Origin of the sequence: Arcticibacter pallidicorallinus (genome assembly GCF_003002875.1) — a bacterium.
Classification (GTDB): Bacteria; Bacteroidota; Bacteroidia; order Sphingobacteriales; family Sphingobacteriaceae; genus Arcticibacter; species Arcticibacter pallidicorallinus.
This window is the reverse complement of record NZ_PVTH01000003.1, coordinates 195027-220710: the sequence shown is the minus strand read 5'-3', so window position 1 is coordinate 220710 and position 25684 is coordinate 195027. Positions and strand designations below refer to the sequence as shown.

At 42.4% G+C, this 25684-nt stretch carries 23 protein-coding genes and 1 pseudogene; 16 read left to right on the top strand and 8 right to left on the bottom strand.

Features of this window, described 5'->3' with window-relative positions; translation table 11 throughout:
- Position 1: 1 nt before the first annotated feature.
- The 4 genes and pseudogenes from nusA (at position 2) to B0I27_RS17715 (ending at position 5026) form a co-directional block, all read left to right on the top strand.
- Complete coding sequence (gene nusA, locus B0I27_RS05885) at positions 2-1237, top strand: transcription termination factor NusA (RefSeq protein WP_106292298.1); 1236 nt, start codon at positions 2-4, stop codon at positions 1235-1237.
- 86 nt (positions 1238-1323) lie between these two features.
- The gene (gene infB, locus B0I27_RS05880) at positions 1324-4443 is read left to right on the top strand and encodes a translation initiation factor IF-2 (protein ID WP_106292297.1); all 3120 of its coding nucleotides are present in this window, start codon (positions 1324-1326) and stop codon (positions 4441-4443) included.
- A gap of 134 nt (positions 4444-4577) precedes the next feature.
- Positions 4578-4775, top strand: a complete 198-nt coding sequence (locus B0I27_RS05875; protein WP_106292296.1) for a DUF2683 family protein — start codon at positions 4578-4580, stop codon at positions 4773-4775.
- A pseudogene (locus tag B0I27_RS17715) lies at positions 4766-5026 on the top strand (Txe/YoeB family addiction module toxin). Before B0I27_RS05875 ends, B0I27_RS17715 begins: the two are co-directional and overlap by 10 nt.
- 50 nt (positions 5027-5076) lie before the next feature.
- On the opposite strand, the gene B0I27_RS05865 reads toward B0I27_RS17715, so the two are convergent.
- The 3 genes from B0I27_RS05865 to B0I27_RS05855 all read right to left on the bottom strand — a co-directional run bounded on the left by B0I27_RS05865 (position 5077) and on the right by B0I27_RS05855 (position 8138).
- Positions 5077-6096 (bottom strand): glycosyl transferase family 90, encoded by a 1020-nt coding sequence (locus B0I27_RS05865; protein ID WP_245925442.1) that lies wholly within the window; start codon positions 6094-6096, stop codon positions 5077-5079.
- A gap of 92 nt (positions 6097-6188) precedes the next feature.
- Positions 6189-7145 carry a glycosyltransferase family 10 domain-containing protein gene (locus tag B0I27_RS05860; RefSeq protein WP_106292295.1) on the bottom strand — a complete coding sequence of 319 codons (957 nt, stop codon included), beginning with the start codon at positions 7143-7145 and terminating at the stop codon, positions 6189-6191.
- 33 nt (positions 7146-7178) lie between these two features.
- Positions 7179-8138 carry a nucleotide-diphospho-sugar transferase gene (locus tag B0I27_RS05855; protein ID WP_106292294.1) on the bottom strand — a complete coding sequence of 320 codons (960 nt, stop codon included), beginning with the start codon at positions 8136-8138 and terminating at the stop codon, positions 7179-7181.
- A gap of 193 nt (positions 8139-8331) precedes the next feature.
- Here B0I27_RS05855 and B0I27_RS05850 point away from each other — a divergent pair, with 193 nt between their 5' ends.
- On the top strand, positions 8332-9330 hold the full coding sequence (locus tag B0I27_RS05850) for a glycosyltransferase (RefSeq protein WP_106292293.1): 999 nt from the start codon (positions 8332-8334) through the stop codon (positions 9328-9330).
- A gap of 9 nt (positions 9331-9339) precedes the next feature.
- Here the strand turns inward: B0I27_RS05850 and B0I27_RS05845 are convergent, their stop codons facing one another.
- The 3 genes from B0I27_RS05845 to B0I27_RS05835 all read right to left on the bottom strand — a co-directional run bounded on the left by B0I27_RS05845 (position 9340) and on the right by B0I27_RS05835 (position 13963).
- On the bottom strand, positions 9340-11244 hold the full coding sequence (locus B0I27_RS05845; RefSeq protein ID WP_106292292.1) for a glycosyltransferase: 1905 nt from the start codon (positions 11242-11244) through the stop codon (positions 9340-9342).
- A gap of 75 nt (positions 11245-11319) precedes the next feature.
- Positions 11320-13140, bottom strand: coding sequence for an ABC transporter ATP-binding protein (locus tag B0I27_RS05840; protein ID WP_106292291.1), 1821 nt, complete (start codon positions 13138-13140; stop codon positions 11320-11322).
- Positions 13141-13195: 55 nt separating this feature from the next.
- Positions 13196-13963 (bottom strand): glycosyltransferase family 2 protein, encoded by a 768-nt coding sequence (locus tag B0I27_RS05835; protein ID WP_181276694.1) that lies wholly within the window; start codon positions 13961-13963, stop codon positions 13196-13198.
- Between the two features lie 91 nt (positions 13964-14054).
- On the opposite strand from B0I27_RS05835, the gene B0I27_RS05830 reads away from it, so the two are divergent.
- Positions 14055-15164, top strand: a complete 1110-nt coding sequence (locus tag B0I27_RS05830; protein ID WP_106292289.1) for a glycosyltransferase family 2 protein — start codon at positions 14055-14057, stop codon at positions 15162-15164.
- Positions 15165-15216: 52 nt separating this feature from the next.
- Here B0I27_RS05830 and B0I27_RS05825 read toward each other — a convergent pair whose 3' ends face one another.
- Positions 15217-16059: a glycosyltransferase family 2 protein gene (locus B0I27_RS05825; RefSeq protein WP_106292570.1), complete on the bottom strand. Its 843-nt coding sequence runs from the start codon at positions 16057-16059 to the stop codon at positions 15217-15219.
- A gap of 1 nt (position 16060) precedes the next feature.
- The gene (locus tag B0I27_RS05820) at positions 16061-16852 is read right to left on the bottom strand and encodes a glycosyltransferase family 2 protein (RefSeq protein WP_106292288.1); all 792 of its coding nucleotides are present in this window, start codon (positions 16850-16852) and stop codon (positions 16061-16063) included.
- Between the two features lie 620 nt (positions 16853-17472).
- Here B0I27_RS05820 and B0I27_RS05815 point away from each other — a divergent pair.
- The 10 genes from B0I27_RS05815 (at position 17473) to frr (ending at position 25657) form a co-directional block, all read left to right on the top strand.
- On the top strand, positions 17473-18735 hold the full coding sequence (locus B0I27_RS05815) for an OmpA family protein (RefSeq protein ID WP_106292287.1): 1263 nt from the start codon (positions 17473-17475) through the stop codon (positions 18733-18735).
- Between the two features lie 105 nt (positions 18736-18840).
- Entirely contained in the window at positions 18841-18978 is a 138-nt protein-coding gene (locus B0I27_RS17835; protein WP_342751871.1) for a DUF6728 family protein, read from the top strand.
- A 1-nt stretch (position 18979) separates the two neighbouring features.
- Positions 18980-19360 carry a RidA family protein gene (locus B0I27_RS05810; RefSeq protein WP_106292286.1) on the top strand — a complete coding sequence of 127 codons (381 nt, stop codon included), beginning with the start codon at positions 18980-18982 and terminating at the stop codon, positions 19358-19360.
- 11 nt (positions 19361-19371) lie between these two features.
- Positions 19372-21477, top strand: coding sequence for an ATP-dependent DNA helicase RecG (gene recG, locus B0I27_RS05805; protein ID WP_106292285.1), 2106 nt, complete (start codon positions 19372-19374; stop codon positions 21475-21477).
- 106 nt (positions 21478-21583) lie between these two features.
- The gene (rplM, locus tag B0I27_RS05800) at positions 21584-22027 is read left to right on the top strand and encodes a 50S ribosomal protein L13 (RefSeq protein WP_106292284.1); all 444 of its coding nucleotides are present in this window, start codon (positions 21584-21586) and stop codon (positions 22025-22027) included.
- Positions 22028-22040: 13 nt separating this feature from the next.
- Positions 22041-22427 (top strand): 30S ribosomal protein S9, encoded by a 387-nt coding sequence (rpsI, locus tag B0I27_RS05795; RefSeq protein ID WP_106292283.1) that lies wholly within the window; start codon positions 22041-22043, stop codon positions 22425-22427.
- Between the two features lie 18 nt (positions 22428-22445).
- Complete coding sequence (gene rpsB / locus B0I27_RS05790; RefSeq protein ID WP_106292282.1) at positions 22446-23237, top strand: 30S ribosomal protein S2; 792 nt, start codon at positions 22446-22448, stop codon at positions 23235-23237.
- A 140-nt stretch (positions 23238-23377) separates the two neighbouring features.
- Positions 23378-24217, top strand: a complete 840-nt coding sequence (gene tsf / locus B0I27_RS05785) for a translation elongation factor Ts (protein WP_106292281.1) — start codon at positions 23378-23380, stop codon at positions 24215-24217.
- A 148-nt stretch (positions 24218-24365) separates the two neighbouring features.
- Entirely contained in the window at positions 24366-25073 is a 708-nt protein-coding gene (gene pyrH / locus B0I27_RS05780) for a UMP kinase (RefSeq protein ID WP_106292280.1), read from the top strand.
- 20 nt (positions 25074-25093) lie between these two features.
- On the top strand, positions 25094-25657 hold the full coding sequence (gene frr, locus B0I27_RS05775; protein ID WP_106292279.1) for a ribosome recycling factor: 564 nt from the start codon (positions 25094-25096) through the stop codon (positions 25655-25657).
- Positions 25658-25684 lie beyond the last annotated feature (27 nt).

Below are 25684 nucleotides of genomic sequence, written 5' to 3'. Positions count from 1 at the left end.
AATGAGCAATATTAATTTAATTGATTCTTTTCAGGAATTTAAAGAATTTAAGAACATTGACCGTCCTACCGTCATCAGTGTGTTGGAAGAAGTGTTCAGGAGTATGATCCGTAAAAAGTACGGAACAGATGAGAACTGTGACGTGATTGTGAATCCCGATAACGGTGACCTTGAAATCTGGAGAACGCGTACCGTAATGGAAGACGGTTTTTCAGAAGATGATGACCTGGAAATTGAGCTGGCAGACGCACATAAGATCGATCCTGAACTGGAAGTTGGAGACGACTTCATCGAGCAGATCACCTTGGAAACGTTCGGCCGTCGCGCTATTCTGGCTGCTAGACAAACTTTGGTTTCGAAAGTGCTTGAGTTGGAAAAAGATGAGATCTTCCGTAAATACAAAGATCGCGTTGGAGAGATTGTAACCGGCGAGGTTTACCAGGTTTGGAAGAAAGAAACCCTGGTTTTGGATGACGAAGGAAATGAATTATTGCTTCCGAAAACAGAGCAAATCCCCGCGGATTATTATAAGAAAGGTGATACAGTAAGAGCGGTAGTGTTGAAGGTTGATATGATGAATACCAATCCGAAGATCATCATTTCGCGTACTGCGCCTGATTTTCTTCAGCGTTTGTTCGAACTGGAAGTACCTGAGATCTTTGACGGTCTGATCACGATCAAAAAGATCGTTCGCGAGCCGGGAGAAAGAGCGAAAGTTGCTGTTGAGTCTTACGACGATCGTATCGATCCGGTTGGTGCCTGCGTAGGTATGAAAGGATCGCGTATTCATGGTATTGTAAGAGAACTGAAGAATGAGAACATTGACGTGATTAACTTCACCAATAATGCCTCTCTATACATTCAGCGTGCATTAAGTCCGGCTAAGATCACGACTATCAAATTGGACGATGCGGACAAACGTGCGGCTGTATATCTGAAACCAGATCAGGTTTCTTTAGCAATCGGACGTGGCGGACACAATATCAAATTAGCCGGTAAGCTTACAGGTTATGAGATTGATGTGTACCGTGAGGCTGATGCTGATGATGAGGATGTGGATCTGGAAGAATTCTCAGATGAAATCGATGGCTGGATTATTGATGAGTTCAAAAGAGTAGGACTTGATACAGCAAAATCAGTGCTTGAATTGAGCGTTGAAGAGCTGGTTAAGCGTACCGATTTGGAAGATAGTACAGTGAAAGAAGTGTTGAGTATATTAAGAGCGGAATTTGAATAAGAAAAGACTGAATTCGGGTTCCTTCTATTAAATACGGGATAAATGTCGTATTTTTGTTAAAATTTTTAGTGAGGTAATTTTTTTAAATGTCAGAAGGTAAAAGTATAAATTTACTAAAAGCTGCAAAGGAGCTTAATATTGGTTTGTCAACTGCGGTAGAATCTTTAAGCAAGAAAGGCTTTAAGGTTGATGCAAAGCCCAATACAAAGCTTTCAGAAGAAATGTATGGTGCTTTATTGCAGGAGTATCAGGGCGACAAGATTGTCCGTGAAGAAGCAAGGCAAATTGTAATAGGGAAGATACGTCGTGATGACGCTGCATCTCCGGCTCCTGAAAGACAGGAACCTCGTAGAGAAAAGGAATTCGAACAGGAAGAGATTCTGATCAAGAATACAGGATCATCGTTTGGTCATACGCCAGCTGCAGAAAAGCCTAAAGAGGCTCCGGCAGAGAAACCTGCTCCGGAAGCACCGAAGGAAGAAAAGCCAGTTTCGGGTGTGAAAGTGGTTGGTAAGATCGATCTTGATGCGTTAAACCGCAGACCTAAGCAGGAAGTGAAAGCTCCTGAAGAAGTCAAGCCAGAGCCGAAGCAAGATGCACCTGAGCCTGTAGCGATACAGCAGGAAGATCCTAAGCCAGAGCCGAAGGAAGAAATCAAAGAAGTAAAGCCTGTGGCTGAAGCTCCCGTAGTGGAAGCTCCGCAAGTTAAGGAAGAGCCAAAGGTTGTTGCTGCGCCAGTTGAAGAAGCGAAAGCTGAACCGGCTGCGGTAGTCAGCTCTGCACCTGTTGAGAAGCAGGTAGAAGCGGCTGCCCCAGAGAGCGTTGCTCCGGTTAAAGAAGAAAATATAGAAGCGGCAAAACCAGCAGCTTCTGCTAGTCAGAATATGGAAACTCCAGCTGCTCCGTCTGTTGAGCAACGTCCCAAGGCAGAAGATGCCCCGGAAAATGAAGTCATTCGCGCCAGGGCGCAGCGACTTACCGGACCGAATGTTATCGGTAAAATCGATTTGTCTGCCCAACAGCCGCCGCGCCGCAAGGATCAACCTGTAGCGTCGTCGTCAAGTGCAGCCAGCAACGATCATAAACGCAAAAGAAAGCGTAAAGATGCTCCGGGCCAGCCTGGACAAGGACAATCGGGAACGGGTCAGCCTCGTGCTGCCGGTCCTGCTCCTGCTCCGCATACCGGACCAAGACCAGATTTTCGTGGCGGTGCCCGTAATCAGGGAGGTGCAAGACCAGACTTCAGAGGAGGTTCCAGAAATCATGGAGCTTCATCAGGTCCTAAGGAGGAACCAACAGAAAAGGAAATCCAGGATCAGATTAAAGCAACGCTTGCCCGCTTAAGTGGTGCAGGTAAATCAGGTAAATTTGCTCAGCGGGCTAAATTCCGCCGTCAGAAACGTGATGATGTTGCTCAATCAGCTGAAGAAGCAGCAATGGAGAAAGAAGCACAATCTAAAGTGCTTAAGGTTACGGAGTTTGTTACCGCAAATGAGCTAGCCAGCATGATGGACGTGCAGGTGACACAGATTATCTCAACTTGTATGAGTTTGGGGATGTTCGTGTCAATCAACCAACGTTTGGATGCGGAGACGCTGACTATCGTTGCTGATGAATTCGGATATAACGTAGAATTTATTAAGCCTGAGGATGAAGAAGCCAGTCTGGAGATTGAAGATGATCCGGCTGATTTGGTACCTCGCGCACCAATTGTTACCGTTATGGGTCACGTTGACCACGGTAAGACATCATTACTTGACTTTGTTCGTAAAACGAACGTGTTAGGTGGTGAAGCAGGTGGTATTACGCAGCACATTGGTGCTTACGCGGTAAGCCTGGAAGACGGCCGTAAGGTAACATTCCTGGATACTCCCGGTCACGAGGCCTTTACGGCGATGCGTGCCCGTGGTGCTCAGATTACAGATATCGCGATCATTGTGATCGCAGCTGACGACAGCGTGATGCCTCAGACTCGTGAGGCGATTAACCACGCTCAGGCAGCAGGTGTTCCGATAGTATTTGCCTTTAGTAAGGTAGATAAGCCCGGAGCTAATACAGACAGAATCCGTGAGCAGCTTTCTCAGATGAACATCCTGGTTGAAGACTGGGGTGGTAAATACCAGAGCCAGGAAATATCCGGTAAGACGGGTATGAACGTGGATCTCCTTTTGGAGAAGGTATTGCTGGAAGCTGAATTGCTTGATCTGAAAGCTAATCCGAATAAGCGTGCTACAGGTACCGTTATCGAAGCAGCGCTTGATAAAGGACGTGGTATTGTTACTACGGTATTGATTCAGGCAGGTACGCTGAAGATCGGTGATCCGATCCTTGCAGGAAGCTATAGCGGTCGTGTGAAGGCATTGACCAATGAACGCGGACAGCGTGTTACTGAAGTTGGCCCGTCAACACCGGTTCAGGTGTTGGGTATGTCGGGTGCTCCTACTGCGGGTGACAAGTTCAACGCAATGGATACTGAAAGTGATGCCCGTGATATCGCAAACAAACGTCTGCAGTTACAGCGTGAGCAGGGTCTTCGTACTCAGAAACATATTACATTGGATGAAATCGGTCGTCGTTTGGCTATCGGAAACTTTAAGGAGCTTAACATCATCGTTAAGGGTGACGTGGATGGATCTATTGAGGCATTATCTGACTCATTACTGAAGCTGTCTACTGAGCAGATCCAGGTGAACATCATTCATAAGTCGGTAGGTCAGATCTCTGAATCAGACGTATTGCTGGCTTCTGCTTCTGATGCGATCATCATTGGTTTCCAGGTTCGTCCTTCTGCAAGTGCGCGTAAGCTGGCTGAGCAGGAAGCGATTGACATCCGCCTGTATTCAATCATCTACGATGCGATCAACGAAGTGAAAGCAGCGATGGAAGGTATGCTTGCTCCTGAGTTTGAAGAGAAAATCGTTGCGAACGTTGAAATTCGTGAGACCTTCAGGATCAGCAAGGTCGGTACCATCGCAGGATGTATGGTTCTTGATGGAAAGATCACCCGTAACAGCAAAATCCGTATCGTACGCGATGGCGTGGTTGTTTACACTGGCGAACTGGCTTCATTGAAACGTTATAAAGATGACGTGAAGGAAGTTGCGAAGGGTTACGAGTGTGGTTTGAACATTCACAACTTTAATGATATTAAAGAAGGTGATATTGTTGAGGCATACGAAAGCGTTGAAGTGAAGAGGAAGTTGTAAGGTTTTATTGCCTTAGGTGATGACAATTGTCATCATATTAATCATACAGGCGGCCCGCAAAGGCCGCCTTTTTTGGTGTATCTCAAAGGAGTCGCGTATTTTGTTATATGATTGTTTAAGTTTGTTTTTGTCTCATGAGCTATTTAATCGTACATCCAGATAATCAGGAGAAGTTAAAGGCTATTAAGGCTGTACTTAAAGCCCTTGACGTTGATTTTAATGAAAGGAAGACCGCATATCGTGCTGACTTCACGGAAAAGATAGCAGAGAGCGAGGAAGATATCAAACTTGGTCGGACTGTTAAGATCAGTTTAGATGATCTATGGAAATAGAATTCACTGTGCAAGCTTACAAAGAACTTGAATACTGGAGAAAGACGGGAAATGCTAAGGTCTTGAAACGGATAGCAGAAATTACTGAATCAATATTACAAACTCCTTTTTTGGGTCTTGGAAAGCCCGAAGCCTTGAAATATGAATATTAAGAGAAATGGTCTAAACGTATTAATCGTGAACACCGTTATATCTATGAAGTGAGGGGAACGACTATCTATGTTTTCTCTCTGAAAGGTCATTATCAATAATTGGAATTTCTTTCATTTCGCACCTTCGGCATGGGCTGGACTTAATGTCATTATAACAAATCTTTCAGCAGATAGTCATTCGTCTGCGAAGTGTAGTAGAAGTACTTTTGCAACACAAGTAGAGAAATCAGGTCCTCCTGTTCGGGGTTCAGGAACTGTTTTATATATTGCTGAGCGTTGTTTATGATCTTCTGCGCCTCTTCCGGATGGTCGATGTAATACTGTAACCTCTCCGCGAGATCAGAATAATCATCCTTAATCTGAATGTAGTGAAAGTCAGGAATCAGTGTTCCTTCCATAAACCAGGTTTCGTATTTAGGTTTAGGCATGACGGCAATTGAATTGGATGACATGATCCATTTTAAGTTAGTAGCGACGTCATTTCCTTCCAGGCTAAGAATGAACTTGTAGTCCAGATGGGCAGCAATAGATATTCTGGGCTTAAGCCACTCTAGATTTCCCGAATTGGTGTTAACCTGGCCAAGATCGCAGAGAGGATTATTGAAGTACATCTCCATGAATCTCATTCTGTGGGGCTGGCTAATATAGGCTCTGCCAATTAGCATGTCTTTTTTTTCTGAGAACTTTTTGTGATCCTTTAAGAAAAAGAAGTGACGCTTTCTGTCGAGTTTGAGTATGACAGCATTGGTGTTGTCTCCATGAATGGGCCGGCTTTTTTGAATTGAAGGTTTGTCAGCAACGATAGTAACGTCGCCGAAAAGGAAGTTTGCTTTAAAGTGAGGATTGAAGTAGCGGCTGTATTTGATAGTATCAACGCGATAGGCGCTGTTCGATTCGATACCCTGAATATCCTTTAAATAGCTATTTAGGTCACGAACGGAACTAAATTCGTTCAACTTATTGTAATAGTCTACACGCTTCCTAATATCCGCAATGTCGAATTTGGAGAGCCTCGCCAGTTTTCCAGATAAAGCTCTTTTATAGAATTGAGAAGGAACTACAAGCTGAAGATAGTAGTTCGCGTAATAAAATATTTTATTTCTCCTAATTTTATGAATGACATCTCTTAAGAACATAGGCAAATGTACGGCAAGTTTTTGATGCGCCATACACATGGGCTTCAGAATCGAGAACCTGCAAAGCAGAAGATGAGACTGGCAGGGATACGCTGAAGTAAACGGCAATGGAGATTGATAGTGCCCTAGTTTTTTAAGAGCCTGCTCAAATGTTCATGGAGCATGTTAAGTCTATCCCATATATATTCTGCTGCTGTTGGAACGAAGGTCTCCTGAGAGATAAACTCGCCATATAGCTTTTCATTGTTATGGAGCTCTCTAACTTGGGTTGTAAGTTCATGTGAACGTTCAACTCCTTTATAAAATAATATAGCATTCTTGTTTAATACTTCGGGTTCCGGATTCTCATTACCCCAATATAGTGGGATACACCCTGCGCTTATCGATTCGAATAGTTTTTCCGTTACATATCCAAGTGTGTTCGAATTTTCAGGACAGATATTGAATTTATAATTTTTAAGGTATTCTTGTTTTTGATCGTTATAAGCCTCTTTTAGCTCACTGGTATTGTTTAAAAATGGGCCCGCACTGTCAATTTGCCCAACTGATGTGAGTAAGTTGAACATTTCCGTTCGTATCCCATTCCCATCATGTCGGCAGATCAGCGAGCAAAACCTCTTGGGATAATTTTGACGATCTTTGTTGGTAACGGAAATCTTGTGCACGGATTTTTTTACAGCTTGATAATCGGAGCGGGGATCCAAGATATACAATAGCCAAAGAGGAAACCTAAGATAGTTATCTGCATCAATGTACTCGAACCCCATGGAAAGATCAACTTCTTGGATGCAGTGGTCTTTATAGTCTTTCCATATGGTCGTGTTTTCGCCCGTGAAAAAAACTTTCACTTTACTTCTGTTAAGACTGATTTTTCGCCTGTCTCCCATTACTGAAAAAAGGGCGATAGAGTTCTTCTTTGATAGACTTTCTCCAAAATGATGCTGGATGAATTGGTGAAGCCATAGATCCTCAGGCTTCTGTAGATTCCAAAAGTTGAAGACTTTGATGTTTGAGTCTTTGCACCAAGTCACCTCTTTATTATATTGAACCCAAAGTTGGTAGAGGCGTTTTATATCAATCATAATCGATCGTTAGTAGAGGATGAAGTAACTGCCTTATTTCAAATGCTTAAGCAGTTTATTCAGTTGATACTTTATCATCCCGTCTTTCTTTGCTTTTGACTTCCTTCTTCGTTCGATATGGAAATCCGCATTCCATGTCGACATATCAGCTTGCTTTTCCGGTAAGATGTATTTTGGATGAACAATTACATCTGGCAAGTCTTCGGAAACGATGTTAGCATTTCTATCAGTCTCTGAAAAGGTGTGAGTGCCGTTCGGTCCGAATCCAATATTTGAAATAAGGTTAAAATTCGGGATAACACATAAACCGTTATTGAAGAAATTTGCGATCCCGAGTTGGTAGTCCCAAGTATCGATTTCGTTTCTCTTCATCTTCTCAAAGATTTCGCTCCAGCTTTCTACCAGCAACGGTTCAGGGAAGACCTTAGAAAACTGCTCTTCAATTTCATTTTCATTATAACTCGCTAATTCTACGTCATACTGTTGCCAGACCCTTTTCCATGCAGCCCACCCCCAAACATGCACATTGTTAGAAAAGTAATAAGACGCAGATCCCCATTTTTTTCCATATTGTAAGTTGCATCCAGTAATGTGACGGATTCTCGTATCGTTTCTATACCTCTCAAGCATCAAATCACAGAAGCGGAAAAAGTCATTGCTGGGGAGACAATCATCTTCTAATATGATTCCTTCTTGTTCATTATCAAAAAACCAGTCAATAGCGGTGGAGACGCCGTATTTGCAGCCTAAATTCTCGTCCCTCAGTAACGTTTTTGTTTCGCAGGGCCAGTCGATCTTCTCTATGACAGACCTAGCTTCCATACAGCGTTCTTGATCCGAGGGATTGTCTGACCGAGGCCCGTCTGCAGCAATGTAAAGTTTGGCAGGCCTTGTTTGTTTGATTCTTTCGAAAACTCTGAATGTCGTATCGGGTCTGTTGAAGATTACGAACAGTACAGCAGAGCGCGTTTGGTAAAAACTAGTAGTTGACATTATTGAAATTAAGCTTCGAATGACTGGTAAAAATAAACATTCCGCTTGTAATTGATGCGAATAGGTATTTGCTATTAGCATAGGATCGTCGTTTTTGATATAATTGCAGCTTTGGCTCTGCGGCATGATTTTATAGCTGAGCTGACGTTATAAACGCAACGTTTTATACGTACATAAATAGATAAGAAGCTAAATGGATTACTCAATTATTGTTTGCACATATAACCAGGAAGACAGATTGCTCGAAAGGTGTCTGGATTCCATACAATCACTCGAGCTAAATGGTCTTAACGTTGAGATAATACTAGTGGATAACAATAGCAATATCCCTTTAGCGAAGCGCGAAGGTGTCATACGTCGCCTCCAGTCTGACCTCAGAGTTCGAATTGTCAGCGTGTTAGAACAAGGACTAATAAAAGCGAGGCTGGCTGGAATAAAGGAGGCTAAAGGGAGCTATATCGTGTTTTTTGATGATGATAATGAACCGGACAAAAATTATCTTCTTTCACTTAGTACCTTATGGGAAACCTATCCTGATGTTGGGGCTTGGGGTCCTGGAATCGTGGAGGTAGACTTCGTTGATGGAGTTGCAAGTCCCCGATTCCAAGAACTAGCGCCTATTTTTCAGCAAAAAAGAAATTTGTTTGTTGAATACGCAATGATTCGCCAATGGCAGTCCTGTTACCCTTTAGGAACGGGATTATGTATTAAGCGTGAGCTCACTAATGATTATGTTGAGGGTATAGAGGAGGGTAGGTTCAGTCTAACTGGAAGGAATGGCGGTAAAATGACTAGCGGAGACGACACTCAGCTGGTTATGACAGTTATCGCGCAGGGAAAGGCCGCTGGAACTTCTCCTTCTCTCAGTCTAATACACATGATCACATCGGAAAAGCTCAAGCCTGACTATTTGAAAAAGTTAGTCTTTGGAACTAGCTCTTGTTACCACATGTTCCATGTGGAGGTTTTACCTGAGTACTCACAGAAAATCGAAAGTCAAGTTCGCAAACTATCGAAGAAACGAGAGCTCAGGTTATTAAAGGAATACTATAAGTTGAAACTAAGACCTGATTTATTCAAAACACTTAGATTTATTGAATCATTAGGCTCATCTGTAGGTGTCTATTACGGCAACAAAATTGAGGCGCCAGCTATCTATCAAAAGCTTATTAGAAAGCTCAAGCTTGACTGAAGCTGAGAATTATTTGAAGCTTTTCCTGAACCATATCCGGAGATAGACCCAAAGGCCCAGGGTGTTTCGGAGAACGGATAGTTGATCTTCATAAAATTTAACATCCTTGTTCATGGACGAAATTCCTGAATCACTAAAATCAGCAATAACAAAAGGGTGATACTCGAACTTGAACCTTTTATCGGACCACAGCTTCATGTTAAGCACCCAGTCTGCAGCAATAGGGTATTTCAGGTCATATTGATACAAATCAAAAACATGTCTTGGATAAAAGATGGCTTGATGACATATATTTTCATTTGCGAGTCTATACGAATTATAAGCTTCACGAATCATTCTCTGCCCACTGTAGCTGATATCGCCGTAGTAAATTGTGTGCGGGTGTTGGAACTTTGAAACAATAAGTTCGGTACCTTCAAGAAGAGCATCATCGGCGCCGAGGAAGTATATCCAGTCCCCAGTTGCAACTTTTACAGCTTTGTTCATGGCGTCATACACGCCGGAATCCTTCTCGCTTTTCCAAAATGAAATGTGTTTTTCATATTTCTTTATTATGTCAAGGGTGCCGTCCACACTTCCCCCATCCCAGATGATGAATTCTATATTCAGATTATTGTAAGATAAAATGCTTTTTATACATCTTTCCAGATGGCGGGCGGCGTTTAGAGTGACCGTGATGATGGAGATTTTGTGAAGTGACTTTGGGGTTATTTTTTGTGAAAGCTCCAACGAGGTATTTATGTACTCTGTAGGATTCTTGTTATCGGCTGTCGATGTAAGCTCTAATAGTTTGTTAACTTCTTTCCATACAGCGTCTATGTTAACGCTTGATATACATGGATAAGGATCATTGATGAAAGTTTGAAACTGACACTCCCAATTACAGTTATAGCAAGGCATCTTTTCATAAACGCAAATCGGACGATTTAGAAGTTTCTCCGAGTAAGGAGTGAATCTCTCAAAGTGTCCCCCGCCTTGAATGCAGATAACCGGCGTTTTGCAGGCCGCGGCTATGTGAACAACACTTGTGTCATTTGAGATCACGAACCGTGCTTGTGATACCAAGTCTACCAGTTTGGGAAGCGTGGTATCGCCCGTTTGATCTACAAGCCTCGTGGCCTCCGGAAGTCTTCCCATGATCGAACAGGATAGTGCAACCTCTGCCCGGCCACCCGTTAGAATAATCTTTTCCGCCGAAGCGTCTAGCAGACGCTGAATCAGCTCTGCGAATTTTTCCTCCTGCCAATTTCTTTTGTGATCGCTGGAACCAGGAAAGATCACTATGCCTGATCGCGCGGTTTCTCTCACCGGTAGAGACAGTTCCACCCACGGAAGATTAGGGTTGTTTAAGATCTGAGAGAAATAATTATGATTGCGTTCATATTCATGAAAAATGCCTTCCGGTAAGTCTAATAAAGTGGAGTAAAAACGATCAGTCTGTTTTTTGTATCGAGGATGTATTTCATGATTACTTCTGAAGGCGATCGTTTCTTTTCCCGAAGCTAAAGCAGAAAGACCATTTGCTAATAAAGTTCTCGAATAGGTAGGGTGCAATACGAACTCATACCTCCTTTTAAAAAGGCTAATACCCAGTTTTAGAACGTTAACCGGGTGCACTAACAGCCATCGCTCATTGATAAACCAGTATTTCGAGATGAGATTGCTGTCGTATTGCCATGTAAGATCTTTCCAGGAATCATTGCCTAAAAGTTCAATTTCGTAATCTTTGAATCTTTCTGATTTATGTAAGACCTCTAAGTAGTTTCGGAAAAGTATGTAGTCTCCTATTGCGTCTATCTTAATTATAAGGAGGCGCTTAGCGGGCCTCCTGAATTTTGCCAGGAATCTGAATATGAATGATAATTTTAGAAGAATGAATCGGGTAAGGCGAAATTTGTTTTTTTTTGAAGACATTATTGAAGTATACGTTTAATATATACGTTGTCCGGTTCGATGACGTAACATCAAAATTGGAAAATCAGGATAATTTTATTCTGCAAACGTCTGCATTTCAACCAGGCGTCTGTATACTCCGTTATTTGCCATTAGCTCAAAGTGTGTGCCTTTCTCTACTACCCGACCAGAATCGAGTACGAGGATAAGATCTGCGTCTTGGATAGTGCTGAGGCGGTGGGCGATAACAAGGGTTGTTCTGTTTTTCATGAGCTTATTCAGCGCGTCTTGTACGAGTTTTTCGGACTCTGTGTCTAGGGCCGAGGTTGCCTCATCCAACAGCATGATCGGAGGGTTCTTCAATACTGCCCTGGCGATGTTTATGCGTTGTTTTTGTCCGCCCGATAACTTCACTCCACGATCACCAATGTTTGTTTGATATCCGTCTTCAGTATTTATGATGAAGTCGTGGGCATTCGCGATACGTGCGGCTGCTTCAACGTCTTCAAGACTGGAATCGGGTTTGCCAAAAGCGATGTTGTTAAAAATGGTGTCGTTAAATAAGATGGATTCCTGGTTAACGAAGCCAAGCTGTGCGCGAAGTGAGTCAATCTTAATCTCCTTAATGTCAACTCCATCGAAATAGATAGTTCCGCTTTGGGGTTCAATAAAACGGGGTATGAGGTCCATTAAGGTGGATTTTCCACCGCCTGAAGGCCCAACAAGGGCAACTGTCTTTCCTCTCGGTATTTCAAGTGAGACATGATTGAGGATGGTTTTGTCACCATATGCGAATACCACATTGTCAAGAACTATTTTCTCCTTGAATTCTGTTACTTCTTTCGCAGTTGGGCCGTCCTGAATTCCTGGCTTCATATCGATGAGTTCGAGAATACGCTCACCCGCCGCTAAGCCTAGGTTTACGCCTGTAAAGGAATCCGATAGTGCTTTCGCGGGGCGTGTTAGTTGAGAGAAAATGGCGATATACCCAATGAACATCGGAGCTGTTAAGCTGGCGTCGCCGCTCAATACGATACTACCTCCGTATAATACGATAAAGGCTACCATGAGGACTCCAAGGAATTCGGAGATGGGAGAGGCCAGCTGTTGTTTCTTTGCAATTTGACGACCAATCTCTGAAAAGTTTTCGTTCTCAGTATTAAATTTCTGTTTAATGAATGAAGAGGCATTGAAAGCTTTGATAATCTTCACTCCCGATAAAGCCTCCTCCAGATTGCTCACCATCACTCCGAATGACGACTGTGAATTCGAGGCTACGTTTTTTAAACTTTTAACCAGTCTGGCGATGAAAATTGCTGAAATTGGAATGAACAGAATGGAGACAAAGGTAAGTTTATAAGAAATTGCAAACAGTGTGACAAGGTAAGCTATCAGTTGGAAAGGCTCACGAAATACAACCTGGAGCGTTCCTGTTACTGTAAACTGCACTACTTGTACGTCGTTGGTAATCTTTGATAAAATATCGCCCTTTCTTTCGTTATTAAAAAAACCCAGGTGCATATCCATCACGTTATTGAACACCGATCGCCGGATGTTTAGGAGCGTATGTATCCTTAAGTTCTCCATAATGCGCTGGGAGATATATTTGAATACGTTACTTAACAAGACAGAAACTACTATCACTACGCATATGAATTGTAAGGCTCCATACATTCCATATTCCTCCTTAATCACCTGCGAGTAATAATTGAAATTATCCATCATCTTCCATAGGCTATCGGGCTTGGAAACTACTTCGTCTGAGCCAGTGGTGTTAAACAGGAATGTAAGTAAAGGGACAACCAGTGCCAGATTCAGCGTATTGAAGAATACGGCGAGTAATGTGGTGATGACGTAGGGAATTGCAAATTTTTCGATAGGCTTTGCAAAAGATAGTAGTCGGAAATATGTCTTCATCTAATAAATCAATCTGCAAAAGTATTAAAATTGCTGGTAGCTATGGGTTTAAATGTTAGAAGAACGTGCTTTCCGGCTTGCGCAGCTCTCTATTTCTTTTGTATAGGTAACGGATGTAAGTGAGCCAACCGAGATGTTTGCGTACAAGCGAGGGTTTGTCGGCTTTAAAGAATTCGTCCTTGGCATAAGAGGAGAAGCCGGTCATATTATATTCGGCTATTACGATAGGGTAGTACTTTTTCGGTATGCTTTCGTTTCCCCAGATTTCGATATTTATTGCATAGTCTGCATATACCCGGTATCGGGTGTCATATCCTTTTCCTTTCAGCACCGCCGTGGGATATAGAAGAGCTTGCTGGTTCATTCCGTATTTAGAGAGCTTATATCGGGAATATTTCCCTGTAAAGAGGATTCCCAGTGGCTCACACATTCCGTAATAGAGGGTGTTTCTGTTTTTTAGCTGGGCCGCTAATTCGCTGAATCCACTCAATAGTTTATCGTCTGCACCAATAAAATAGATCCAGTCACCCGAGGCCTTCTGTATGGCTTTATTCATTGCGTCATATATGCCCTGATCCGGACGGCTTTGCCAATAGCTAATGTGAGTGTCATACTCTTTTATAATCTCAAGGGTTGAATCTGTGCTTAATCCATCAAAGACTAAAAGCTCTATATTTTTATACTGTTGATTGATAATCGAAAGAAGACAGGTGCGTAAACAGGCTTCTGCGTTTAGCGTGACAATGACGATGCTGACGAGAGGTTTTGCTCGATCAGATGGGTAATGTTGCTCCCGGCTTCCTCCTGTTGGATATGTAGTCATAAGTACATTGAATAAGCGCAAAATTAAGTATTCTACGGTTATAAGTATATTTGGCTCCCAACGGTAAAATAAAATTCGAATTCCCACACTCATGCCAGCTGATCTTACGAAGCAAGTAGATATTATTATTCCCTCCTTTAGGATGGAGGAGCATTTGCTTATGCAGATTTTAAATTTGCCTTCTCCAGCTGGCTTCAGGGCAAATTATATTTTAATCTGCGACAACCCGCAGGTGAAGGTTCCTCCTGCTATACAAAGTTTGGCGGATGAGGGGAGTATCAGGCTTTTGGTAAACGAAGTTAATAAAGGCCCCTCTTATACACGTAATAGGGGGATAGAGGAAGGCAATAGTCAATGGATCTTATTTCTGGATGATGATATCGTGCCTTCACGGGATTTGCTGAGTGCTTACTCCATGGCAATCGAGTCTCATCCCGAGAGTCTGGGTTTTGTAGGCGTTACGGAGTTTCCGGAACCGTTTAATGACGTTACCAATGCACTGGATTTAAATGGTGCTGTTGGCTTCTTCAAAATGAGCAGGTTTAAAAAAGAACAAGCCTGGGCTCCGACTGCGAATTTGATGCTTAACAGGTCTTTGCTCGGAGATCGGCGTTTTCGCGAGGAGTTGACTCTTGGAGGTGAAGATGTGGAGCTGCTGACAAGGAATAGTCAGGATAATGGTAAGCGTTACCTTAGTTTGCCCGATGCTGTCGTTTGCCATCCATGGTGGAATGAAGGAAAAAGCCAGGTTAGAAGAATGTTTCGATATGGTTACGGGAACGCAACTATTCTGCAGCTGCCTCATATTAGAACGTATAGTTGTCTTGACTTTTCCACTACCATTGAGACGCTTTTTGGCTTGGTGCTCCTAACTCCTTTTATGCTAATCGGAGGAATTCATTTTGGAACGGTTTTGACTTTTTTTGTGATCGTTCTAGCAGCAGAACTTATTACGAATGCGGCCCGATCAATAACCGTTTCGCAAAAAGTTAGTCCTGCGCTGATTTGGCAAATGATGCTGCACAAGAATGCACAGGAGTTTGGGTTCTTTTGGGCATTGTTGAGGCAAAGGAGATTTTCGTCGATGTGTAGAATGATCGACTTCAGTTTTAGAAAGGCCCATCCTAGTCCCTTTCGGCTGAACAGATGGAAGATCGTGAAGCTTATAGTTACGGCTGTTTTATTGCTTCTCTTACTTTAGTGGATTTTTAAAAGTACTAGCTGAACTCATCGCAGCTAGTACTAATGCGTTTCTAGGTTAGATTACCCAATCTCGGAATACGGTTGTTGTTGAGGTATTGGCTAATGCCCTGGCGGCAATAGGTGATTTCTTCTCTCAGCGTTTTCAGCATACGATGATCATTTTCGGCATGTTTGGATCTGCAGTATTGAGTATGTGCGATATGGAGCACTACGCCACCCATTTTTAGCACTCTCTTTTTTATTCCGGCGTTAAGCATGCGTACGGCGATCTCCTGATCCTCTCCGCCCCATCCTTCGAATTCCTCGTTATAACCGTTAACCCTGATGATGTCACTTTTCCAGAAAGCCATATTGCAGCCGCGAATGGAATCGATGTCTTTTTGGTGATAGCGATTTGCTAAAAAGTTTCTCAGAGGTTTAATTCTAAGGCTATTGAAGTGATTGCGGATTCCGGGAGTAAAGATGTTTGCGGTGGTTTTTTCGCTGGACATCATCATGACGGAGAGTTCGTCGTTCATCAAAACGCGACTTCCTGTGACGAATGTGCCTTTCCGGGCGATCTGTATGTGGTCTTTTATAAAATGTTTATGTAATATAAGATCTCCATCCACCTGGATGATATACGGATATTTTGCTTTTGCAATCGCTTTGTTCCTGATTTTGGCCAGCTGAAACCCTTCGTCCTTGTGCCATACGTGAATAAGGGGAACTTTGAAGGATTGCTGATGAAGCTTGATTAATTCAGAGGTATCACTTCTGGAACCGTCGTCGGCAATAATCACTTCGTCGGGAAGTACAGACAGTCTGGATACACTTAATAAGCACAAATTAAGCGCTTCTGCCCAGTTGTAGGTTGAGATAATTAAGGATGTTTTGATTGCTTGTTTTCTCATATTAATTGCAGCTATACCCATTAGCGCAGGATTTAATAGTATTCTTTACTGTGTTTTCTAATGTTATCGAATGGAGAGATTCAAGATCCCTCGAACTTTCTTCATGGTGGAGATGATATTGAACAGCGCTAAGCTTAACGATTTTCTTTATTATCCGGTTGTTGATGAAACGTGCAGCCAGTTCTTCGTCCTCGTGTCCCCATCCTTGCAGATCGCTGTTATAGCCGTTAACTAAAACGAAGTCTGACTTCCAGAAAGCGAGGTTGCTTCCGCGTACGCTTCTGCTTCGCATTTCCTTACGAATACCTAAGGCCTTAAAAACGGGTATCCGTATTGCGTTAAGTCGGTGATATACTCCTCTTGAAAGAGCGGTGAAGTCAGTTTTCTTGGAGGCAAGAGTCTCTTCTGTCATCTGTTTGGTAAGGCGTGCTCTTGTACCTCTCACGAATGCGTTCCTTTCTGATATTTGGAGATGATCCTTTATAAAGTATGGATGAAGGATAACATCGCCATCAATCTGTATGATGTAGGCTGCGGAACTTTGTTTTATTGCCTTATTTAAAATTTCTGTCTTCCTGAAGCCTCTATCATCATGCCATACATGAATAAGGGGAACCGTAAGGGTGTTTTCAAATCTTTCGATAACCTTTCTGGTTTTCTCCCCGGAACCGTCGTCGGCTATTATGACTTCAGACGGCTGTATTTTCTGACGCGCCACACTCAGTAAGCATAATTCCAATGCTTCAGGCCAGTTGTATGTAGATATAATTAATGAAGACGTCGGTAGTGGCATCTAAAAGCAATTTGTAGTTTATTTCCACAGATAAGAACATTACGGGTTGATCTCAGTAAACGCTACAATTGATGACCCTGCTAATGCTGAGTGGATATTATTAAAGGCGATGTTTCTGGAAATGTATGTATGCGAATGTAAATAAAATCCGTGTATGTGAGGGAATATTATAAAAATGTCCAGTTATTAGGTCATCTTTTGCGCCGTTTACAAAGTAAAACAGCTAATTTCAAGTAACTTATTTGTAGCGCTATGAAATCTGTATGGAAAAAAGTACTGTCTACGTGACCGAATGACAGGTCTTTAAGAGAAATGACGGTCGCGATAAAGAGGAAAATATATTTACCCTAAAACGAAAATATTTTTACCAGAATCATTGGTGGGGATAATGTAGCCTGTATAGTATTGTTTGTCAACGTATTGCGTATGTTTTTATTGTGCGTGTTAAGTTGGAAAGGAGTATTATCCAGGAGGTTTTTTTGATACTCGAGCAAACTAAATACACAGAATGGTGTTTTAATTGGACAAAGTGGTATAGAGTTTGACTATTTGGCTTTATATTTATTTTTGTTAAAATTGCACAATTAAAAATTTGTTTAACCTTAAAACAAACTAAAAACATGAATTATTCTACAATTAAGAAAGTTGTTGCTAGTTCTTTGTTGTCAGTTGCTACATTAGCTGCTACTGCACAAGAAACTACAACTACTTCAACATCTTCTGCTACGGTGTTTGGCGGGAGATCACAGTACAGAACATGGTCAATCGGAGTTAACGGCGGTGTTTTAGCACCAATTGTACCTTTCGGAACCAATGATTACAATGACTGGGACGCTAACTTCGGTTACGGTCTTTTCATTAAGAAACAATTAGCTCCTTCTTTCGCATTGAAGTTAGATGCGCACAGAGGTAAATTGAGCGGAACTTATGATACTAATGACGGAAGAACCCCGGGTTCTGGCTCATTTGAAACTGATCTTGACTATGCAGTATCTTTAAAAGGTGTTGTTAACGTTGGAACTGTTTCTTTCTTAAGCAGACAGAAAAATGTTGGTTTCTTCGTACAAGCGGGTGCTGGTTTGACAGGATATTCTCCTGATGCAAATGACAGAACTGAATTGTTTATCCCAGTAGGTGCTGGTATTAACTTCAAATTAGGTGAAGTTGTTGCCTTCAACTTAGGATATGACATGAACTTCCTTGATGCTGATAACCTGGACAACACTTGGAGAAACGGTGCATCTAACAAAGACAAATGGTCCTATGGATATGCTGGTCTTGAGTTTACTTTAGGTAACAAATCAAAACCAAGCCTTCAGTGGTCAAACCCTGTTGCTTTAATGTATGATGAATTGAAAGATCCTACATTACGTCAGGAAGTTGAAGCTTTAAAGACTCGCGTAAGCACTTTAGAGAACACTGTAAACCAACTTTCTGCTGATGCTGATGGTGATGGTGTATCTGATAGATTTGACAAATGCCCAGGAACTCCTGCCGGTACTGTTGTTGATGGAGCTGGTTGCCCTCTTGTAATTCCTACTGCTGATTCTACAGCTGCAGGTCAGTACGGAACTATCCAGTTTGAGTTTGATAGCTCAGTATTGAAGACTTCTTCTTACCCTACTTTGGATAAGGTTTCTTCTGACTTAAGAGCTAACTCTTCTTCAGTATTATCTTTAGAAGGTCATGCTTCAGCTGAAGGATCTGACGAGTACAACATGAGCTTGTCAAGAGACAGAGCTAACTCAGTAAAAACTTACTTAGTAAACTCTGGTGTTGACGCGAACCGTCTAAATGTTAAGGCTTACGGTGAAAGCCGTCCAGTTGCTTCAAACACAACTGAAGAAGGTCGTATGCAGAACCGTCGTGTTGAGATTAAATAATCTTAGATAATATAGTATTTAAGCATATTATCGAGAGAGGGTCCCCATAAGGACCCTCTTTTTTTGTGAAATAGATTTCGCTTATATTTTTATTAAATTTGCTTTATGTATTTCTTTAGGAAAAATAATCCGGATCGCCCGCAGAACTTTAATTTGAAGGTGATGCATTTTATAAATGCTACGGCCATCTTATTATTTGTTCTGGGAATACTCTACAAGATTATTGACTGGTATATATTATAGTATGAAGCAAATAATTAATACAGACAAGGCACCCGCTCCTATCGGTCCTTATAATCAGGCTGTTCTCGCAAACGGGTGCTTATATGTATCGGGCCAGATTGCTATAGATCCCGTTACTAATCAGTTGATCACTTCGTCAATTGAAGAGGAGACCACGCAGGTGATGGCAAATCTGACTGCGGTATTATACGAAGCAGGGTTCGGCTTTTCAGATATAGTGAAGACAACTATATTTTTATCTGACATGAATCTGTTCCCTATAGTGAACGATATATACGGGTCTTACTTTGCGGATGAGTTTCCTGCCAGGGAGACAGTGGCGGTTGCCGGACTGCCGAAAGGTGTAAATGTGGAGATTTCCGTTATCGCTACGAAAGCCTAATTTGATGCCCTGTGGCAGAAATTAGTTTAATTACTCCTATCGAGTATCTTAAAGGCGTAGGTCAGCACAAGGCTGAGTTGCTGAAAAAGGAACTTTCTGTGTTTACCTTTCAAGATCTCCTTTATCACTATCCCTTCAGATACATCGATCGCACTAGATTTTATAAAATAAGGGAAGTAAACGGAAGTCTACCCCTTATACAGATTATAGGAAGGGTTGTATCAAAAGAGATTGTTGGGGAAAAGCAGGCGCGACGTTTGGTTGTTCAGCTGCGGGACGATACGGGTATTATGGAACTGGTCTGGTTTCGGGCGCTGAAATGGATCGATCGTATTCTGCATCCTGGTCTCGCGATCGTTGTCTTTGGCAAACCTTCTGACTTTAACGGGAAAGTATCTATATCTCATCCAGAGGTGGAGGTTTATAACCCGGCTGCAAAGAAGTTGGGGAATCTCAGTTTGCAACCGGTTTACAATTCTACCGAAAAGCTGAAGCAAAATCAGCTGGACAGCAAGGGTATTCAGAAGTTGCTGGAAAATTTGACTGAGTTGTCGGTCCCGCTTATCAGGGAGACTATTCCGGAATATGTCTTAAATAAGTACCATTTAATATCCCGACCTCAGGCGATAAAGGCAGTGCATTTTCCGGTTGACCAACAGGAACTTGACGCGGCCGTGAGGCGACTGAAGTTTGAGGAGCTTTTTTTTATTCAGCTGAAACTGCTTCGTAATAGGCTGCTCCGGACAGAAAAGTTCAAGGGCTGCGTTTTTGGATCGGTCGGCGAGAAGTTCAATGAGTTCTATTCTTCGAAGCTGCCGTTTGCTCTGACCAATGCACAGAAGCGGGTTCTGAAGGAGATTCGGATTGATACACAGCGTGGGGTGCAGATGAACCGCCTTCTGCAGGGAGACGTAGGAAGCGGGAAAACGGTTGTTGCGCTGATGACGATGTTACTGGCGGTTGATAACGGCTATCAGGCTTGTATCATGGCACCTACAGAGATCCTGGCTCGTCAGCATTATCTTTCTATTCAGCAGTTGGTAGGGGCGGATTTTGTTCAGGTAGAGCTGTTGACCGGTTCAACCAGGAAGAAGGATCGAAAGCGGATACATGAATCGCTATTGAACGGCAGTCTGAATATTCTGATAGGTACTCATGCGTTGATTGAGGATCCTGTGCAATTTCAAAATCTAGGGCTTGCCATTATCGACGAGCAGCATCGTTTCGGAGTGGAACAGCGGGCTAAGCTGTGGCGTAAGAACAGCGTCCCCCCTCATATGCTCGTTATGACGGCTACACCTATTCCAAGGACACTGGCGATGACTTTATATGGCGATCTTGACGTATCGGTTATAGACGAGCTTCCCGCCGGTAGAAAGCCGATTAAGACCTTGCATTTATATGAGAACCAACGGTTGCGTATGTTCGGATTTATGCGTCAGGAAATAGCCAAGGGGCGGCAGGTATATGTTGTTTATCCGCTGATTAAGGAAAGTGAGAAGCTGGACCTCTTGCACCTCGAAGCCGGCATTGAAGCTATTTCCAGGGCATTTCCGCTACCGGAATACCGGATCAGCATCGTGCACGGAAAGATGAGCGCAGCCGATAAGGAATTTGAGATGCAGCGGTTTGTGAAGCATGAAACGCAGATTATGGTAGCAACTACTGTTATAGAAGTTGGCGTAAATGTGCCGAATGCAAGCGTGATGATCATTGAAAATTCGGAACGCTTTGGGCTGTCGCAGCTTCACCAGTTGCGGGGGCGGGTAGGTCGAGGTGCAGAGCAATCGTATTGTATCCTAATGAGTACCAATAAGCTCAGTGCCGATGGTAAGATACGTCTTGAGACCATGGTGCGTACAAATGACGGGTTTGAGATATCGGAAACAGACCTGAAACTCAGGGGCCCTGGCAATATTGAAGGCACGCAGCAGAGTGGCGTCCTGGATCTCAAGTTAGCCGACCTTGCACAGGATCAGCAGATTCTGCAGGTTGCCAGAAACGAAGTTATTGGCATCTTTGAGGCAGATCCAGGTCTTGAGAAGGAAGAAAATCAGCTGCTCAGGGAGTACTTCAACGTGCGTCAGCCAGGCATTCACTGGAATAAAATTTCCTAAAATCAATAAATTGCAGCAACTCTTTGATAATTAAACATTTTACTCTATCTTTGCAGACCCTTTTTAGGGGTATAGTATATTGTTTAATTAATTTAATATCAAGCAAGTGAATACGTTAAGTTACAAAACTGTCTCCGCCAACAAAAAAACCGTTAACAAAGAATGGGTAGTTGTTGACGCACAAGGCGAGATTTTGGGGCGCTTGTCTACTAAGATCGCGATGATGATCCGTGGTAAGCACAAGCCTACTTTCACCCCAAACGTAGACTGCGGTGATAACGTCATTGTTATCAATGCAGACAAGGTAAAATTGACAGGAAACAAACTAAGTGACAAGACTTATGTTCGTTACACCGGTTATCCAGGTGGTCAGCGCTTCATTTCTCCTAAGGAGTTGTTAGCTAAGCATCCAAACCGCATCATTGAGAAAGCGGTTCGTGGTATGTTACCTAAAAATCGTTTGGGCCGTGCATTATTCGGCAATCTGTATGTTTATGCAGGTAGTGAGCATCCTCATGCCGCTCAGAGTCCAAAAGAAATCAAACTTTAATTAGAAGAAAGAAATGTCGACTACAAACACTTCAGGAAGAAGAAAAACTGCAGTTGCCCGCATTTATTTAAACGATGGCAGTGGCAACATCACCGTTAACAGCAAAGATTACAAAGAGTACTTCCCAACTTTACCATTACAATATATCGTTAATCAGTCTTTAGAAGTTTCTGGTTCTGCCGGAAAGTTTGACATTACTGTAAACGTTGCAGGTGGTGGTGTAAAAGGACAAGCGGAAGCAGTTCGTTTAGCAATCGCTAAAGCTATTGTTGAGTTAGATCCGGAAACTAAATCAGGATTGAGAGCAAAAGGTCTGATGACCCGTGATGACAGAATGGTTGAACGTAAAAAACCAGGACGTAAGAAAGCTCGTAAAAAATTCCAATTCAGTAAACGTTAATTTCAGGAGGATCAAACAATGGCAAGAACAACATATCAGGACTTACTGGATGCAGGTGTACACTTTGGCCACCTTACCCGCAAATGGGATCCGAAAATGGCTCAGTACATTTTCATGGAGCGCAACGGCATCCACATCATCGATTTAAACAAGACTTTAATAAAAGTTGAAGAAGCTGCAGCAGCTATTAAACAGATTGTAAAGTCTGGTCGTAAGGTGCTTTTCGTAGCAACTAAGAAACAAGCAAAGGATATCGTGGCCGAGCAGGCAAAATCTGTTAACATGCCTTATATCACTGAACGTTGGTTAGGTGGTATGTTAACGAACTTCGCTACTGTACGTAAGTCAATCAAGAAGATGTCTAACATCGACAAGATGACTAAAGACGGTACATACGATGTATTATCGAAGAAAGAGAAATTAATGATTCAGCGTGAGCGTATCAAATTAGAAACCCTTCTTGGAGGTATCGCTGATTTGAACCGTCTTCCTGCAGCATTATTCTTAATCGACGTTAAGAAAGAGCACATTGCGGTTACTGAAGCGTTGAAGTTAAATATCCCGACTTTTGCGATGGTGGATACTAACTCTGATCCTTCTAATATCGACTTCGCTATTCCTTCGAATGACGATGCTACTAAGTCTATTACTCTGATCACTGATATCATTATCAAAGCGATTCAGGAAGGTTTAGATGAGCGCAAGCGTGAGAAAGAAGATGAAGCTGAGAAAGAAGCAGCATCTGCAAAAGCAAAGATCGACAACGGCCAGGAAGCAGCTCCTGAAGTTGAAGCATCAAAAGGAGAGTAATCTTCGCTCTATATAGAGCATTTGAAATAATACATATAAAAGGTCGGAATTCGGTTATGAAGCCGGCCTTTTTTCATAAGTAATCTGTTTAGACAGGTCTTATGGTGATCATTTAATAAAGTATTTAAAAAAGAATAAAAATGTCAACTGTACAAATATCCGCTTCAGACGTAAACAAGCTGCGCCAGCAAACTGGTGCAGGTATGATGGATTGTAAGAAAGCATTAACAGAATCAGGTGGTGATTTTGAGGCTGCAATCGACTACCTTCGTAAAAAGGGTGCTAAAGTTGCTGCGAGCCGTCAGGACCGTGAGTCTAACGAAGGCGTGGTAATCGCTAAGACTACTGCTGATGGAAAACGTGGTATCATCGTTGAGGTGAACTGTGAAACTGACTTCGTAGCAAAAAATGCTGATTTCATCGCTTTCGCTAACAGTATTGCTGATTTGGCGATTGCTAACAACGCAACATCTCTTGACGAGTTAACTGCAATGGAGCTTAACGGTTCAAAGATCTCTGATCAGGTAATTGATCAGACCGGAAAAATCGGTGAGAAAATTGGTGTTAATAAATTCGAAACTGTGACAGGAGAGAAAGTTATTGCATATATCCACGGTAACTACCGTCTGGGTGTATTAGTAGCTTTGAGTGCTGATGCAGAAGGCGCTGATGAAGCAGGAAAAGATGTTTCTATGCAGATCGCTGCTATGAACCCTGTTGCTATTGACAAAGAAGGTGTAGATTCTCGCACCATCGAGCGCGAGCTTGAAATTGCTAAGGAGCAGATCCGTGCAGAAGGAAAGCCAGAAGCAATGGTTGAAAAGATCGCTGCCGGAAAGCTGAACAAGTTCTACAAGGATTCTACTTTGTTGAACCAGGAGTTTGTGAAGGATTCTTCTAAAACTGTTGCTCAGTTCCTTGACACTGTAGCTAAAGGCTTAACTGTTCAAGCGTTCAAACGTGTTCAATTAGGAGCATAATTTGATATCTATTATATTTTGGGACTTAAAGTCCTGATTAAAAGGGGTTCTCTTGCTGGTGTAAGAGAACCCCTTTTTTATTTCTTACATAAATTATTACCTTTGCCCGGCTTCAATTGGCTGTAATTCTATAAACACCTTCTAAAACATGAAATATAAGCGTATCCTCTTGAAACTTAGTGGAGAGTCTCTAATGGGCGATAAACAGTACGGAATTGACAGCGATCGGGTACTTCAGTATGCAAAAGACATCAAAGCGGTTTTCGACACCGGCGTCGAAGTGGCGATTGTCATTGGCGGTGGAAACATCTTCCGTGGTCTGAGTGCAGAGCAGTCTGGCATGGACCGCGTTCAAGCGGATTACATGGGGATGCTCGCTACTGTTATCAATAGTATGGCTCTACAGGATGCACTTGAAAAACTCAGTGTTAAGACCCGATTGATGACTGCCATCAAAATGGAACAGATCTGTGAGCCATTTATCCGTCGCCGTGCGGTAAGACACCTGGAGAAAAGACGTATCGTTATTTTCGGAGCAGGAACAGGAAATCCTTACTTTACAACTGACACCTGCGCTTCGCTTCGTGCAATAGAGGTCCAGGCCGATGTAGTACTAAAGGGAACTCGTGTAGACGGTATTTATACTGCAGATCCGGAGAAGGATGCGACAGCGACCCGTTACGATGAGATTACCTTCCAGGAGGTTTATGATAAGGGCCTGAACGTTATGGATATGACAGCCTTTACACTTTGTCAGGAGAATAAGCTGCCGATAATTGTTTTTGATATGAACAAACCCGGTAATTTTATGCGTCTTGCTCAGGGAGAAACAATAGGTACATTGGTTAAAGGATAATAGATTTTAATAAAGTTTTTATGAACGATCTTATAAGACAGCAGTTAGCTGATGCTAAATCTACGATGGATAAAGCCGTTGATCACGCAGATGCAGAATTATTGAAAATTCGTGCAGGAAAGGCTATGCCATCCATGCTTGATTCAGTAATGGTTGAATATTATGGAACACCTACTCCATTGAGTCAGGTTGCCAGTATCAATACTCCTGATGCCCGCACATTGGTGGTTCAGCCATGGGAAAAGCCATTGTTAGTAAAGATCGAGAAGGCCATTATTGATTCGAATGTTGGTTTGAACCCACAGAACGATGGTATGGTAATTCGAATGAACGTACCTCCTTTAACTGAAGAGCGTCGTCGTGATTTGGTTAAAAAGGTGAAAGAAGAGGCTGAACGCGGACGTATCGCTGTTCGGAATATTCGTAAAGATATAAACAACAAGATCCAGCGCTTGAAATCTGAGGGTGTATCCGAAGATGAGATAAAGACCGGTGAAGGCGAAGTTCAGAAATTAACTGATGCATACATCGTCAAAATTGATAAGCTTGCTGAGGTTAAGGAAAAAGATATCATGACGGTATAATAAGTCCGCTCAAAGTAATTTAAAAAG